We start from the raw sequence: 16,575 nt of genomic DNA, 5'->3' as shown, positions 1-16,575 counted from the left end.
TAAAGCGGCGTTTGAGGCCCATTGTCAAATACTCCCCAAGCTTCAGTGATGGAAATCTGGACCTTCTCAGGAGGCAGCCTGAAAACAGGGGTCAGAGTGGACTTTCTGAGTAAAGTCCACTCTGACCCCTGTTTTCGGACCCCTGTTTTCGGAGAATATGCGCCTCGACTGCCGTTCTTCCGACAAGACACTATCCGTCGAAATTCCCGTCCAATCGCGCACGCTGGAATTACCTCAACGCGCGCCCGGCAACCTCGATCGCCAGCTAAGCATCAATCCGTCTCATCCGACTTGCCCCAGTCGCCCAACGGGTAGTACTTAGGCGCCCGATCCAATCCATCCCAAAAAACCAGAAGGCCATGGCAGTGTGGACAACGGTAGGTAACCTTGCCCCCAGCCATCATCGTCACCTGCATTTTTACATGGCCGTCGTCCGCTTCGTTCAAGGCCAAGACCATGGCATCCGAAACTTCATCTAGATCGACATCGGCGATCAAATTGAATTGATGCGGGCATGGAATCTCACCGTCATTGAACGTTTTTCCGCACCCACAAAGCACCACACCCATGGATCAATCTCCTTTCACAATTCGCGCAACGGCCTGCTGATTCTTCATAAATATCACTTCCTGCAGGAACCTATTACCGCCCAAGCCATTCACCCGCTTCACTAGGTTCGACAGATCGGCCACCTGCAATGGCGTATTGTCTAAAGATATTATCAGTCGATCGGCCTGATCGAGCTTTGATTTAGCCATGCGGACCACACCACCGGACTTGTCCGTGGTAGGCGCATAAACGTCGTACTTGACACCACCTACGCCAGTCCCGGCTTCTCCGCCGACCGAGAAGTCCGATGTGCGCCCCTCCCCGCCCCTGATCTCTCCGGCAGGCTTCCTGAAATGCACATTGAGGCCTGAGTTACTCAGCATCACCGCAGCATCTAGCTCCGCCCGCGTATCTTTATTACTTAAATCCCGTATCTTTGCCCGGATTTCTCCGACATCGCCGGATATAGCGCTCACCTGCGCATGATGAGCCGAAATTTGCGGCACGAACGGATTGAATTCGCCGTCCGCGCTGGCAACCGTACGATGATTACCGGAGCCTCCGGCCAATATGTCATCGATGGCTGAGTGTCTATGACCACCTCCAGGTCCATTGACCCGACCCAATCGAGTCGCCTTGAATGGAAGGGTCGCAACTTCGTTCACCACCAACTGTGAAAACAGGGATCCGAGTAGACTTTCTAACTAATGTCCACTCTGACCCCTGTTTTCATGCATCACCTGCTGGCCTTGCAGAAAAGGCGATGCACGGCGCGACCGGCGCCGTCGTAGGCTAGGCCGTAACTCACGTCGGGATTGCCGAGCACGATCTGGCCGTTGACCAGCTTGCCGTGCGCGACGGTGACGCGGTTTTCGGCGTCGTAGTCGTACCAGTAGGTTTTCAGCGCTTCGGGGACGTTGTAACGCGGACTCTGGCTCGGCGTACCCGGGGTGTCTTCGTCGCGCGCGTACTGCCAGGTGAAGCGATCCATCACGAGCGCCGAGCTGCCGCTGGTGTAGGCCACGCCGCCGATCACCATGGTGACCGCGCCGGGCGGCACCTGCACCGGACCGAGTTCGGATTCCTGCCAGCCCGAGCCGCTTTCGATCATCGTGCCGCGCGCGACGCCGTTGCCGTTGGCGTCGAGGAAGTGGATGAATACGCCGCCGCCGGAGCGGCTGCTGTTGCGCTGGACCATCGCGCTGGCGCTGATCCATTGACCGGGGCGCAGCACCGGACGCGCATCGCTGTAGATGCGACCGGCGGTTGGGCCGAAGAACGCGGCGCTCAAGTCGGGGTTCGGCAGGCCGTTGGGCACAATGTTCCAACCGGGTTCTTTCACGCTCCAGCCGGTGTCGCCGTCGATGAAATCGCCGTTGGGCACCGAGAACGACCAGCGAAAGTCGTCCATCCACAACGGATCGTTGCCGCTAGTGCGATACGCCACACCGCCGATCTTCATGTAGGCCGCGCCCGGCGGCACCAAGGCGCTCAGCGACGAAGGATGCCAGGCGCCGCCCGAGCCGCTGGTGAACATGTTGCCGCGCACCACGCTGTCGAGCAGCGGGTTGGCGCCGGCTTCGCCGGCGCTCGATAGCGCACGTCGAGCAGCGCTTGCCAGGCGCGGATTGATTGATGATTGCTGTTTGCCTAGATTTCAAAGAACAGAGAGACTCTTAACCTACAAAAGTACAGGCTTGTAACTTGAAATACGGTCTGCGATTTCTTCGGCAGTCAGATCTTCTTCCGGATAAAAAATCATATCCGAAACCTTTGGCATAACAGCCCACACACACAAATCATTCAGAAGGCCATCCGACTCCTCCTCCGATCCTTCTGATTTCATTAACTTATCAATCGCCCCTGTAAGATCAGACCATGAAGAGAAATTCATTATCACCCCCGATAGTGATACTTTCCATCGAGGATATCTTTATGAAGGCGTCGTGCCGCACGCGACGCTGATGCCGGTACCGTCGAGGAGGTGAATGAACACCCCACCGCCGGAGTGGCTGCTGTTGCGCTGAGCCATCGCGCTGGCGCTGATCCATTGGCCGGGGCGCAGTGCCGGACGCGCATCGATGTGGATGCGGCCGACGTCGGGTCAAAGGATGAGAAAGTTCACTTGAAATCGGGCGCCTGGAATCTGTTTCCGGATAATAATTCGCGGGACACTCAAACTCCAGCCGTTACCCCCCTACTTCTTGGCCCGCATTGTCAAAAATTAAGATCCAGAAAGCAAATCACCGCACTCTGCCGCACATCGAGCCTCTATCTCAGCTGGAGAAAGTATGCGCTCATCAATATCACAAAGAACAATATTCCACTTCTTTGAAAACATGTAGGCAACATAGACGTAAAGGCTGTCCTGCTTACTTCCGCGACCACACTCCATTTCGATGACTACTTTTGGCGGGGCGCATAAAATTTTCGCGCACGCGTTGTCGAAATCCTGGTCATAGAGCATTTCAGTCATCCACTCAGACTGGATGGCGAGCCATACGTTAGTGTCACCATTATTCACGCCGTACCTTCCCCCGCCACCGCCTTCGACTAACCACCCTCCGATTGAAAAACAAAATTCACCCAACTCTTTAGAACACACGAATTCGGAAGTAATTATTGAAGCTGACAGACCCATTACTACAGCCCTCCCTTATCGGCATTGTAACGGAGCAACTGATCTATATTGTGGACAACTTCAATAGCCCCCGCTTTTTTATAAGCTGCAACAGCCTGTCGGCTAGTCATGTTCGGAAGAAAAAGTATAACAGGCTTATTCTCAGGATTTATTTTTCTATTGTTAATAAGATTCTCTAGTTGCTCTTTCTTATTCGGCTTTTTACCAATCCCAATCTCTATTATAAAACGAGGAGTTTCAATATCAATCTCCCCAATTCCGTTTCGACTATTGAACCCTCGATGAAATGGTTTCTGGAAATTAAGCAGAAGCTCATGTTCATCCAAAGCTTTAGCAACTTCGCCCTCCAACCGAGTACCAGGCTTACTGGATGCGAGGGCATCTTTTATTTTCGCCGTATACTTCCCAGGTACCACAGTAGCTCTACGCGCAGCTGCGGCGGCCTTGATAATACGAGTCGCCCCAGCGACACCTTTGACCGCCAAACCAGCTACCGTAACACCCAAAGCGGCTGTGGACACGGCATCGTAAGCCGCCTTTCCAGCGGCGCGGCCAAATGCGAAATCATGGTACAGCCGGTTATCGGCAGGACTCTCTGCAGTACTGTACAAAGCCCCTAGCTCATCCCAGCGAGACTTTGCGTATTTCTTGGAGTTCTCAAGAGGACTCGACAGAAAATCTGTTACTGCCTCGAACATCGCACCGTATTTTTGATTGACCTCATCGACGCCAAAGTCGAAATTCGTAGTCTGAGATGCGTAAAGAATGAGGGTGTCTGTTGCTACTTCGGCCACGAATCCGATGGCGCCCGCTATGTCATTTGCGATAAGTCCATCGATGGCGATGCCGTGCGCGATCCCCATCCCTCGAACATATGTTTCTACCGCCGGATCATCGCTTCTAATTTCACCTAATTGCCGACCAGCTCGATTCAGGGCATCAATTGCTTGATCCAGCTTTCCTTCCAAACCCGCTAATCCTGGCGCGATATCCCGTAATAATTCGGCGGGATCGACTTTGGTCTTCGCCCTAAGGTCTTTCTCAACCAACGGCAGCGCCGGCCCGAGCAGCGCCATTGCCCCCCACAAGCCCGATCCGATGGCGCCTGCCATAGGCGCACCCCCACCTACTTGGCCGCTAATCGACGTTAGCGAACTCCATACCCAAGCATCTGATTCATCAATTCGGCCGTCATTGCGTTGTAAGTACTGCCCAATCTCCAACAGATCAAGGTATATTTTTGCGTTCTCCCCGGCGAGCTGCGGCTTACCATTTCCATTCAGTTCACGATTATGGCGCGCGAGAGCGACTGCGCCTTCGCGTTTACTCATCCTTCCATTGGCGGGCCCGAAGAAACTGCCACCGATGGATTTTTCAACCAGTCCACTACCAATCGCGCTACCAAATGCGTCGGCCAAGATATCTTTGTAGTTAATATCTTCATCGAATCCAAGGGCACGCCGACTATGCAGGCTAACAACTCCGCCGACGAGATTATTAGTTAGATTCGTGCCGAATTTGTCCGTGATCAACCCTAACCCGTCGCTTATTCCAGAACTTATGACGGAACCAACCGTGTTGGCGGCAACGGCCTTCCAGCTGAAATGGGTGCCGGGAACACCGGCAATTTTATTAGCGACGTAACCACCAAGTGTGTTACCCACCGCCAGGGTGGCTACTGTCGCGTACTGATTACCTCTCAGCAATTCGGCGACGGTCTGACCGCCACCAATAACGCCCCCAAGACCTGCGCTAATGCCCGCCGTTAAACCACTGGAGACTGCTCCACGCAGGCTGAAGTGATCCACTACACCGAGGCTCTTACCTACGACTTGGCTGGCGACGCTGCCCATAAACCCGCCAACACCCGCGGCAACTGCTCCAAGCGCCCCCAGACTTCCCCCAAGCGCTGCGCCACCCGCCGCCATGACGCCGCCCATGCTCGCTGCAGCGGCGCCGAAGCCGACACTTTGTGCCGCCGCGCTCATAGCTACCGCCGCCGCGCCCGCGGTGAATACCGTCACCACCACCGCCACGGCCACCATCAACACCATTGCCAGGGCATTGCAGCTGTTCTTCGGCGGCGGCTCGATGTACGGCAGATTCGGCGTGGTGCTGCCAATCGCTTCGCTCGGATCGAACGGTTTGAATGTGTTCGCGTCGTTCGCGGTGACCTTGACGTCGGGCACCTTGATCGTGGTGCCCGCGGTCAGTTCGGTGTCGGCGCCGAGCGCGTTTGCTTCGGCCAGCACGTACCACAGGTTTTCGTTGCCGTAGACGCGGCCGGCGATGCGGCGCAGGGTGTCGCCGGCTTGCACGGGGATGCGGATGACGCCGACTTCGCTGCTCTGGTAGGCGGTCATGCGGCCGAGCAGGTCGACGTCGCCGTTGAACTTGCCCGAGGCGATGTGTTGGCCAGTCAGGTACGCATAGGTCTGGGTCTGCAGCGATTCTTCGGCGTATTGCAGGAACCGACCGTCCTTGAAGTGGCCTTCGCGGCGGCGCAGGATGTTGCCGTCGCCGTCGAAGCTGAAGTAGCGCAGTTTGTCGTCGACGCTGGATTGACCGGGGGTGCGTTCGCGCACGGCGGCGCGGCGGCCCCAGGCGTCGTATTGGCTGTAGGTGGTGGTCGCCTTGAAGTTGGTATTGCTGCTGGTGCCGTGGACGGCAGCCTCCAGGTAACTTTCGCGTGCGTCGTATTCGTAGCTGTAGTACTGGGTGTAACCCACCGGCGTGTTGGGTAGCGCGCCGGTGCTGTCCTCCAGGGCGTGGCTGACGAAGGCATAGCCGCGTTGACGGCCAGCATCGTCATAGCCGTAGCGGGCGTAGTCGACTTCGGAGATCAGGCTCAGCGCTTCGCGTTCGTAGCGTGTCCATTGCGATGCGTTGGGGTCGGGCGTCCATTGCAACGGGCGGCCGTAGCTGTATTGGCGCAGCACGCGGCCGTCGGCGTCGTACTCGTAGGTTTCGGCGTGCTTGATCCAGCCGGCGACCGGGATGTCCTTGCGCTGGTCGTCGGCGTCGAAGTACTCCAGGCGCTGGCTCAACCGGCCCAGGGCGTCGTAGACGTAGCGCTCCTTCAACGCGACCGGCGCGCTGCCGCCCAGCGGTTGCGCCATGTACACCAACTCGCGCTGGCCGCGTTGATCGTAGCGGGTGGTTTCCTGCATGACCTGCTGGCCTTGCAGAAAACGGCGATGCACGGCGCGACCGGCGCCGTCGTAGGCCAGGCCGTAACTCACATCGGGATTGCCGAGCACGATCTGGCCGTTGACCAGCTTGCCGTGCGCGACGGTGACGCGGTTTTCGGCATCGTAGTCGTACCAGTAGGTCTTGACCGCTTCGGGGGCGTTGTAGCGCGGGCTCTGGCTCGGTGCGCCGGGCGTGTCTTCGTCGCGCGGGTACTGCCAGGTGAAGCGATCCATCACGATCGCCGAATCACCGTTGGTGTACGCCACCCCGCCTATCACCATCGTCACCGCGCCCGGCGGCACCTGCACCGGGCCGAGCGTGGACTCCTGCCACATACCGTGGATGCCGCTTTCGATCATCGTGCCGCGGGCGACGCTCACGCCATTGCCGTTGGCGTCGAGGAAATGGATGAACACCCCGCCGCCGGAGTGGCTGCTGTTGCGCTGGACCATCGCGCTGGCGCTGATCCATTGGCCGGGACGCAACACCGGACGCGCATCGCTGTAGATGCGGCCGGCGGTCGGGCCGAAGAACGCGGCGCTGAAGTCGGGGTTCGGCGGGCCGTTGGGCACGATGCGCCAGCCATCCTCCTTGACACTCCAGCCGGTGTCGCCGTCGATGAAATCGCCGTTGGGCACCGAGAACGACCAGCGGAAATCGTCCATCCACAACGGATCGTTGCCGGTAGTGCGATACGCCACACCGCCGATCTTCATGTAGGCCGCGTTTGGTGGCGCCAACGCGCTCAAGGTGGACAGGTGCCACGCGCCACCTGAGCCATCGGTGACCATGTTGCCGCGCACGACGCTGTCTGGGATCGGATCGCCGTTGGCGTCGAGAAAGTAGAGGAACACACCGCCGCCGGCCTTGCCCGAATCCGATGCGCCCTGTTGCACCGCCGCGCTCAAGGTGACGCGCTCGCCGCCGCGGACCGGGATCGGCTCCTTGTAGGTGATGCGCCCGCCTTCGCCGGTCAGGTTGAACTGGGCGCTGAACCCGCTGCCCTTGTAACCCTTGCCCGGGTCGTTGCTGACGATGCTCCAGCCGTTCTCCTTCTCCCATGCGGTATCGCCGTGTTCGAAGCCGCCGTTGAACAGGCCGCCCTCGTCCATCTGCGCCAGGTTCGGATCGCCATAGTCGGTGGCGGCTTCAACCTTGCGCCGGTTGCCGACCGCGTCGTAGCCGTAGCTCACGTCGAGCAGGCGCTTGTTGCCAACTTCGTCCTGGGTTACCCGCGCGATACGGTTGTGTGCGTCGTACTCGGCGCGCACCAGCAAGTGGATGCGCTGACCGGCACCGTCGCGGGTGAAGGATTCTTCGCTGGTACGGTTGCCGGCGGCGTCGTAGGTGTAGCGGAACCAGTTATCGCCTTCGCGCAGCTCCTTCACCTGGCCGTTGGCGTAGTAGACCGTTTCGCGCGTGCCCGAGCCGACCACGATCGGCGGCAGTTCAAGCGAGGGCGCTTGCTGGCCGTCGCGCCAGCGCCGCCATTCTTCCCAGGTCATTCCTTCGCGCGGGCCTTCGCCGGATGCGGCGACCTGCTGCGTTTGCGCGCGCCAGTGGCTGGTCTGCCCCTGCAACTGGCCGGTGAGCGGGTCGTACTCGTAGCCGTAGTCGGCGCCGCTGAGGTCGTTGTGGTCGATTAGGCGGCCGAAATCGTCGTAGTCCCAGGTTTGTTCGTCGAGGTAAACGACCTCACCTTCTTCGTCGGCGCGGGTGCGGCGCCCGCCGCCGCCGCCGATCAGCGATGGATCCGACAGCGCATTGGTCTCGCGGATCTTCCTGCCGTTGGCGTCGAAGCCGTAGCTCATGGTCACGCCGGCATTGCTGCGGCTGCGGACGACGAGGCCGCGGCTGTCGTAGTCGTACAGCGCCGATTGGCCGGTGATGTCGGTCACCGCGATGCGGTCGCCGCGCTGATTGAGGCGATAGACCTCGCGCAGTTGCCAGTCGCGCGCGGTGCCTTCGCCATTGATCAGATAGTCGCCCTGCCCGGCGATGCGGCCGGCGGCATCGAACAGGCGGAAGGTCAGATGGCCCAGCGGATCCTGGGTGAGCACCTGCTGGCCGAGCGCGTCGTAGGCCATGCGGGTGACGTGCCCGGTGGCATCGCGGCCGGCGATCAGGCGACCGGCGGCGTCGTAGCTCTGCTGACGCAGGTAGCCGTTGGCGTCGCGGATGCCGAGCAGGCGGCCGAGCGCGTCGTAGAACCAGGCATTTTCGGGACGCTCGACGCGCTGGCTGCCGTCGCGATGCACGACCACGACCTCCGGCCGGGTCTGCCGCACCAACTGGTTGGCTTCGTTGTAGACGCTGACGGTGATGCCGCCGCGGGTATCGACGCTTTCGAGCGCATTGCCCCAGCGGTCCAGGCGCTGGCTCCAACGCGGGCGCTGATTGAGATCGTCGCCGAACGCCGGCTGGGTCTGTTCGATCACCCGGCCCAGGCGGTCGGTGACCTGGCTGGTCACCGCGTCGACCAGCGCGCCGTCGGCGCCGCCCAGGCGCATCGCCTGGGCGGTGGTCTGCAGATGGCCAGCCGCGTTGTAGCCGTATCGCCGCCATTGCCCGCCTTCGGCGTTGCTGGCGACGACCCGGCCGGCGGCGTCGTAGACGTATTGCGCGGCGAACTGCTCGGTCGCCAGCGCGGTGTCGGTGCGGCTGTCCTTGGCGACGATTTCGCCGAACGCGTTGTACCGCACCTGCGAGGCAGCATCGCGCGCGACACCGGTGAACTGGCCGTCCTGGTAAAGCTCGCGGGTGGTCAGCGTGACTGTCTGCCGGCCGCTGCGGTCGTAGGACGTCGCAACCACGATCACCGCGCTGCGTCCCTGGTTGCCGTCCAGGCGCGAGCGCACCTCGATCAGGTTGTCGGCTTCGTCGTACTGCTTGATGTAGACGGTGCCCGCCGAGTCGCGCTCCCACACTGCGCGCCCCTGCAGGTCGTAGCGGGTGGTGTGCAAGGTGTCGTTGGCGGCGGCCTGCGGCGCGGCCTCGCCGCTGCGCCAGCCGTTGGCGTAACGGCGCAGCTGCACGAGATTGCCGAAGGCGTCGTAGACCATCGTGCTGTACGGCGACACCCGCTCGGTCAGACCGGCGCTGTTGAGATCGACGCCGACATTGCGCAATTGATCGTAGGCATCGGCGCGAATCGCATCGCGCTCGGCTTCGAGCACCGACACGCTGCGGCCGAGCGCATCGAACACGGTGGTGGTGGCCTGGCCGTCGACGTCGACGCGCACGGCATGGCCTTCGCCGTCGTAGCCGATCGTGGTGACGACGTCGCGCACACCGCTGACGCCGTTGGCATCGTGGGTGTGGCGGGTGACGGTCTCGCTGACCTTGCGTCCCAGCGCATCGTACTGACGGCGGGTGCTGCGGTCGTAGCCAATGGCCGCGTCGCCCGCGGCCGGCAGCGCCGGCGGCTGGGCGGTGCCTAGCGCGGCGGTATCGACCGCGCGCGCGTACTCGATGGATTCCACCACTTCGCCGGTGGTGTTGTAGCGCTGCGCGCTGACATAGCCTTCCGGATCGACGCTGAGCGTGAGCCGGCCCAGCGCGTCGTAGTAACGGTAGGTGTCGGCCCAGCGGGCGGCGTCGAGCTGTTCGGATTCCTTGACCAGATCGCCATACGCGTCGTAGACAAAACGCTTGGCCGGCGCGATCGACACGACGCTGCCGTCGGCGTTGACCACGCTGACCACGCTTTGCACCACGCTGGCCTTGTGGCCGCGCTGGTCGTAGGTGGTGCTCAGGCTGCGGTCGCGATCGCTGGCGATCAGGGCGCCGAGCAGTTGCGCGCGGTCGATCGGCTGTCCCGCGCCGAGCAGGCCGGCGCCGATCGGATGGGCATAGCGGGTCAGGCCAGTCTGTTCGCCCAGCGCGTCGTAGGCGTAGGCGGTGACGTAGCCTTCCTGGTCGACTTCGGCGGCGAGGCGGCCGAGCAGGTCGTAGGTCTTGTAGCTGTAGTGACCGCGCACATCGCGCTGGACCACGGCACGACCGAGCGTGTCGTAAACCACGTCGATGCTCGGCGCGCGGCCGCTGGCCACCAGTTCGCCGCTGGCCGGATCGATGCGGCCGGCATCGGGGAACACGGTGCGGACCTGATGACCGCGGTTGTCGTAGACGTAGACAGTGGTGCGCGCCTGCGCGGTGTCGGCGTTGTCGGTGCGGGCGATGACGTTGCCCTGGCCGTCGTAGGCGATGCGCGCGATCACCGAGCGCATCACCACGCCGACATTGCCGGCGGCGTCGGCCATCGCGACCGCGACCGGCGGGCTGATTTCGGTGCGCTTGCGGCCGGCGGCGTCGTACTCGTAGGTCCAGCGGTGGCCGTCGCGGTTGGTGACGCTGAGCACCTGGCCGCTGCCGTCGTAGGTGATGGTCTCGCTGCGGTTGAGCGCGTCGGTGCGCACGCTCGCGCGGCCGGCGGCGTCGTGCAAGGTGGTGCTGATGCGCCGTTCGCCGGCGGGCTGGCTTTGCGTCCAGGCGACCAGATCGGCCAGGTTGGCGCCGTTGAACGCGCGCGCCTGCTGGTAACGCACGCTCTGCACGACCAGGCCGGTCGCGTCGTAACGCATTTCGGTCACCGCGCCGACCGCATCGACCACGAAGCGCGCGCGACCGGCGGCGTCGTACACCGTATGCGTGCTGCGTTGCCGGGCCGGATCGGCGGCGAGCGCGGCGCTCAGCGCGCTGGCCACGTCGGCCTCGCTCGAGGCTGGATTGAAGCCGATGGTGACGCCGTACTGGGTCTGCGCGACCACCCGGCCGACCGCGTCGAAGCGGCTTTCGCTCACCACCGCGCGGTCGGTGTCGGTGCGGGTCAGGGTGTAACGCAGGCGGCCGACGCGATCGTAGACCAGCACCACGCTGCGATCGCGCGCGGGATCGGCGGCCAGCGAGCTCAACACCGTGTCGGCGTCGAGCGTGCCGGCGCGTAGTTGCGCGCGGCGGCCGTCGTCGAGCGGCCAGGCATTGGCGTAACGCACGCTGCGCAGCGCGCGGCCGACCGGATCGTAGACGGTCTCGGTGACCGCGCCGGTGGCATCGATGCTCAGGCGCTCGCGGCCCAGCGCGTCGCGCACGCTGTAGCTGCTCTGGTCGCGGGCCGGATCGGCGGCGACACCGGCCAGCAGGCCGCCGATATCGGCGGTGCCGGCCCACAGCTGCGCGCGCAGGCTGGGGTCGAGCGCCTTGGCGTTGGCATAGCGGGTGACCGCGGTCGCCTGATTGGCGGCGTCGTACACGGTCTCGGCGACCGCGCCGGCGCCATCGAGGCGCAAACGCACGCGGCCGTCGCGGTCGTACACGCGGTAGTCCTGCACGTCGCGCGCATCGTCCGCGCGCAGACGGGCCTGGACCTGCGCGCTGTCGATCGACAATGGCAGGCCGCTCAGGTCGATGACGTTCGCATAAGCACGCACCGCCACCACCCGGCCATTGGCGTCGTACGCGGCTTCCGCCACGCCGCCTTCACCGTCGATCGCGAAGCGCTGGCGATCGGCTTCGTCGTAGGTGTAGCGGGTGACGCGGCCGGCGGCGTCGGTGCGCGCGACCAGATTGTCGTTGCCGTCGTAGGCATAGGTGGTGGTCAGGTCGAGCACGCCCGGCGCGATGGTTTCGCGCACCCGGCGGCCCAGGGCGTCGTAGCCGTATTCGACCGTGCGCGCTTCGGCGGTGCCCGCGCCGGTGGTGACGCGCACCTGCTGGCCGCGGGTGTTCCAGGCGTAGGTGGTGCGCAGGGCCAGGCCGTCGGCGTCGTGCACCTGTTCGATCAGACGCCCCTGGCGGTCGTAGCTCAGCGCGGTGCGCACGCCGGCCGCGTCGGTCACCGACACGCTGCGGCCCTGGCCGTCGTAGACGGTGCGCTGGGTCAGCGCCAGGCCATCGGGATCCTCGGTGCGCTCAATCGCGCGCCCGCGCGCGTCGTAGACGAAGCGGACCACGCGACCGGCCGCGTCGACGCTGCGGATCATCAGGCCGCGCGCGTCGAACTGCTGCCGGCTTTCGCCGTTCAAGGCATCGGTGGTCTTGAGCAGCAGGCCGTCGCGGTCGTAATCGAAGGTGGTCACGCGGCCGAGGCCGTCGGTCACGCGCACGGTTTCGCCGAAACGGTTGCGGGTCGAGGTGGTCGATATGCCTTCGGGCGTGGTGACGGTGGCGCTGCGGGTGGCCTCATCGTAGGCGTAGCGGGTAACCCGGCCCAGCGCATCGGTCTGGGTCAGGACGCGGCCGTGGACGTCGTAGGCGGTCGACGCCATTTCCTCGCGCCCGGACACGCTCTGGCGCTGGCTGATCTGTCGGCCCAGGCGGTCGTAGCCGTACTGAATGCTGTGCCCGCGCGCATCGGTGGCGGTGGCGACGCGGCCGAACGCGTCGAAACCGCGGCTGACGCCGCGCAGGCTGCCGTCGGCCGCGGCGCCGACCGATTGCTCGGTCTGGCTCAGCCATAGACCGCGACGGTCGTAGGCGTAACGCGTTTCCACTTCGCGGCCGGCGCCGAGGTCGCGCCATTGCGTGGCCAGTTCGCCGAACCCGTTGTAGCGGTTGCGGATGACCGCGCCCTCGGCGTCGGTGTGCTCGGTCAATTGGCCGCGGCGGTCGTAGACGAAGCGATGGCGGCTGTCCTGCGCGGCGACGAACTGCAGCGCGCGCACCGCATCGTCGACGCGGGCGCGGTCGTGCGGCGCGGCGATGATGATGCGGCCGGTGTAGGCGATGGTTTCGCCGACCTGGCCGAAGTTCGTGTAGCGGGTTTCGCTGACTTCGCCGGCGCCGTTGCGCACGCCGGCGGCATCCTGCACGCCGTGGACGGTGAAGGTCGGACGGCCGGCGACATCGTAGAAATACCAGGTCTTGTTGCCTTCGGCGTCGACGCTTTCGGTGCGGCGCCCGAGCACGTCGTAGCCATGCCGCACGCCGTACTGGGCGTAGATCGCATCGAGCTGCGCCTCGCTCATGCCTGGCAGCAGGCGGGTCGCGCCTTCGCCGTCGAGTTCGCCGATCAGATTGCCGAACACGTCGTAGCGGCGATGGCCTTCGCGCACTTCGCTGGTGCCGACCGCGCGCTCGGTCTTGAGCAGGCGGCCCTGGGCGTCGTAGCTGTAGCGGCTGAGCGTGCCCTCGGGATCGAGCTCGGTGCGCAACTGCCCGAGCGCGTCGAACTGGCGCCGGGTTTCGCGCGCGCCGCCGGCCTGCACCTGGGCGCGCAACTGGGCGAAGCTCTCGTTGCCGGCGGGGCTCGCGATCCGCTGGTGGTAGACGCGCACCGCGCGTTCGTTGCGCGCCTCGTCGAACACCGCTTCGGTCAGCGCGCCCTCGGCATCGAGCACGCCGATGCGGTTGCCGCGGCCGTCGTGGAAGTAGCGGGTGAGCTGATCGCCGGCGTGGGCGAGCGGACGCAACGCGGCCAGATCGCCGGCCGCGCGCGCGGCGTCGGGCGTCGCCGCGGCATAGGCGATGGTCGCCTCGACCCGGCCGGCGCGGTCGTAACGGGTCTCGACCAGGAAGCCTTCGGCGTCGAGCCGTCCGACTTCGCGTCCGAGCGCATCGCGCAGATAACGCAGCACGCGCTCGGGCGCGTCGTTGGCGGCGGCCTGGACGCGGGTTTCGATCAACCGGTTGGCGCCGTCGTAGACGTGCCGGGTGACCGTGCCCTCGGCGTCGGTCTGGCTGAGCAGGCGGCCGAGCGCGTCGTAGCTCGCGAGCACGCTGCGATCGTTCGCGGCGGCGGCGGGACGAACGGCGGCGAAATCGGCCGGCGCCACCGCGCCGTTGACCAGCCACGACGAGGTATCGACGCGCTGCTCGTGCACGGTGGTGCGCACCACCCGGCCCAGGCCGTCGCGGACGTACGCGGTCACCGTGCCCTGCACGTCGACCTCGCCGGCCAACGCGCCTTCGGCATCGTAGAAGAAGTAGACGCGCGCGCCCGACGCATCCTCGCTGGCGCGCAGGCGGCCGGTGCCGTCGTAGTAGTTGCGGCTGGTGCGGGTTTCGCCGCCGGCCACCGCCGACACCGTCGTCGCGATCAACTGGCCCGACGCGTTGCGCAGTTCGGTGCGCAGCTGATCGTTGGCGCTCACGCCGTCGCCGGCCGGCCCGCCCTCGAGCGTGGTGCGCAGGGTGTTGCCGTTGTCCTGATGCACCCACGCGGTGGTGCGCACGACCCGCACCGCGCCGGTGCCGACGCGTTCGCTGACCGTTTCCGAGAGCATGCGGCCGATGCCGTCGTAGCCGTAGGCGGTGGTTTCGACGCTGTCGCGACCGTCGTTGGCGGCCGCGGTAGCGCTGCGCTGGACGATCTTCTGGCGCAGCAGGCCCTGTGCGTCGTAGACGTAATCGATCAGTTCGGCCGCGTCGTCGACGATGCCGGCGCCGTTCGCGTCGAGCTGCGCGTACGCCAGCGTGCGCGACAGCCGGCCGGCGACGTCGTAGTGCGATTCGACCAGCACGCTTTGCGCGCGCTGCGCCGCGGTCGTCCACGCGTCCAGTGCGGCCAGGCTGGCGTCGGCGGCGACGTAGGCGGCGCCGAGATAACGGCGGGTGCTGGCGACCTGCCCGATGCCGTTGCCGCTGGCGTGATAGGTGCGTTCCTCGACCGCACCGGCCGCATCGATCGCATAACGCAGGCGGTTGCTCGCGTCGTACACGAAGCGCGTGGTCAGCCCACCGCCCGGCGCCTGCGCGGTGCCGACGCCGTCGGCGTCCAGGCCGGTGAACACAGTCTCGCTGGCCAGCTGATTGGCGGCGGTGTAAGTGCGCTGAACCGCGCGCGCGGCGCCGCCCTGGGCGGGATCGACCTGATCCCACTGCCACAGCAGATTGCCGTTGGCGTCGTAACTGAAATCGCTGCGGCTGAGCAGCTGCCCGCCGCGCTGGGTGCTGACCCGGATGACGTTGCCGGCGGCGTCGTACTGGTAATCGGTGACATCGCGCAGGCCGTCGATCGCCGGCGCCTGCACCTGGATCAATTGCCCCGCGGCGTCGTAGCCATAGGTCCAGGTGCGGCCGCTGGCGTCGCTGACATCGGTGCGTCGGTGGTCGTCCTGCAGGTCGTAGCTGAAGGTCAGCGTCTGCAGCGAGCCGTCCGCGGCGCGTCCGCTGCTGACCGTGCGCACGCGGCCGCTGGCGGCGCCGCTGGTGTAATAGGTATAGCTCGATTCGGTGCCGTCGCTGTGGACGATCCGCGCCAGCCGCTGGCTGCTTTGCTCATAGCTGTAAGTGGTGACGAAGCTGCGGGCCGGATTGCCGGCGTTGTCGCTCCAATCGCCCGGGGTCAGGTCGCTTTCGACCCGGGTCAGCCGGCCCTGATTGTCGTAGCCGTAGCGGATCTGCGAACGGGCGACGCCGCCTTCCACGGTCGACAGGCCGAGCAGGCGCGAGCCGAAGCGGTCGTATTCGAACACCAGCGCGTCGCCGTTGCTGCCGTCGATGCGCTGCAACCGGCCCTGATCGTCGTAAACGAAGGTGTATTCGGCGCCGGTCTTGAGGTCGGTGGTTTTCGACAGGCGGCCGTCGAGTAGCCCGATGCCGAGCAAGGTGCCCGGGAAGTACTGCTCGCGCCGGGTCTGGTTGCCGTCGGTCCACTGCCAGCGCGCCGGCTGACCGGTTTGCTGCGGAATGTAGCGAAAGCGATCGTGCGCGCCGTCGCCGACCGTGCTGATGTAATCGCCGCTGGCTTCGTCGTAGTCGTAGTAGACCATCGAGCCGTCGCCGAGCAACTGCTGCACCTGGCTGCCGCGGGTGTTGAGAACGTTGAGCAGGCGCAGGCCCGCGCGCGTCTCGAACCCGCCGTTCCAACCGTCGGAACCGAACTCGCCGAACAAGCCGCGGCTGTTGTAGGTGCGCATCTGGCTGGCGAGAAAGCCGTTGCCGAACAATTGTTCGTCCTGGCCTTGCACGATCAGGTTGCCGGTGGCCACGTTGACGTATTGGCCGTGGCGTCCGGAGGCTGTCCGGGTGTCGCTGCCCAGTCCTCGCCCCACCTGGGTGAAGGAACTGTTGAACACACCCAAGCCGCTGCCCGAAATCAAAGTCGTCATGTGTTCCCTCTCGCGTCCGATGGACGGCCCTGCGCGGCGTCCTTGCTCTGGGAACAAATCCGATCTTCGGGGTTAAAGTTAATGGGCAATAGATGTGATTTTTTCTGCAGCGAATCTCGCGGCAGTCGACGCTGTCGATCGCGT

Annotated in this window: 6 protein-coding genes; all 6 read right to left on the bottom strand. The window is 64.4% G+C overall.

Annotated elements, in window-relative coordinates:
- Window positions 1-272: 272 nt before the first annotated feature.
- On the bottom strand, window positions 273-569 hold the full coding sequence (locus tag IEQ11_RS01275) for a hypothetical protein (protein WP_191823160.1): 297 nt from the start codon (window positions 567-569) through the stop codon (window positions 273-275).
- 3 nt (window positions 570-572) lie between these two features.
- Entirely contained in the window at window positions 573-1,118 is a 546-nt protein-coding gene (locus IEQ11_RS01270; protein WP_152670258.1) for a CdiA C-terminal domain-containing protein, read from the bottom strand.
- A 167-nt stretch (window positions 1,119-1,285) separates the two neighbouring features.
- Window positions 1,286-2,098, bottom strand: a complete 813-nt coding sequence (locus IEQ11_RS01265) for a hypothetical protein (protein ID WP_191823159.1) — start codon at window positions 2,096-2,098, stop codon at window positions 1,286-1,288.
- Window positions 2,099-2,230: 132 nt separating this feature from the next.
- Window positions 2,231-2,443, bottom strand: a complete 213-nt coding sequence (locus IEQ11_RS01260; RefSeq protein WP_191823158.1) for a hypothetical protein — start codon at window positions 2,441-2,443, stop codon at window positions 2,231-2,233.
- A gap of 330 nt (window positions 2,444-2,773) precedes the next feature.
- Window positions 2,774-3,190 carry a hypothetical protein gene (locus IEQ11_RS01255; protein WP_191823157.1) on the bottom strand — a complete coding sequence of 139 codons (417 nt, stop codon included), beginning with the start codon at window positions 3,188-3,190 and terminating at the stop codon, window positions 2,774-2,776.
- Window positions 3,191-3,192: 2 nt separating this feature from the next.
- A complete protein-coding gene (locus IEQ11_RS01250; RefSeq protein WP_191823156.1) occupies window positions 3,193-16,431 on the bottom strand; it encodes an RHS repeat protein in 13,239 nt (4,412 codons plus the stop codon).
- Window positions 16,432-16,575 lie beyond the last annotated feature (144 nt).

Origin of the sequence: Lysobacter capsici (assembly GCF_014779555.2) — a bacterium.
GTDB lineage: Bacteria > Pseudomonadota > Gammaproteobacteria > Xanthomonadales > Xanthomonadaceae > Lysobacter > Lysobacter capsici.
Note: the sequence above shows the minus strand (reverse complement) of the source record. Positions and strands in the feature narration are given on the sequence as shown.

What these genes read in the sequence shown, in the direction of transcription:
- IEQ11_RS01250 (WP_191823156.1), bottom strand. Translation starts at nt 16,431, where the DNA reads ATGACGACTTTGATTTCGGGCAGCGGCTTGGGTGTGTTCAACAGTTCC.
- IEQ11_RS01255 (WP_191823157.1), bottom strand. Translation starts at nt 3,190, where the DNA reads ATGGGTCTGTCAGCTTCAATAATTACTTCCGAATTCGTGTGTTCTAAA.
- IEQ11_RS01260 (WP_191823158.1), bottom strand. Translation starts at nt 2,443, where the DNA reads ATGAATTTCTCTTCATGGTCTGATCTTACAGGGGCGATTGATAAGTTA.
- IEQ11_RS01275 (WP_191823160.1), bottom strand. Translation starts at nt 569, where the DNA reads ATGGGTGTGGTGCTTTGTGGGTGCGGAAAAACGTTCAATGACGGTGAG.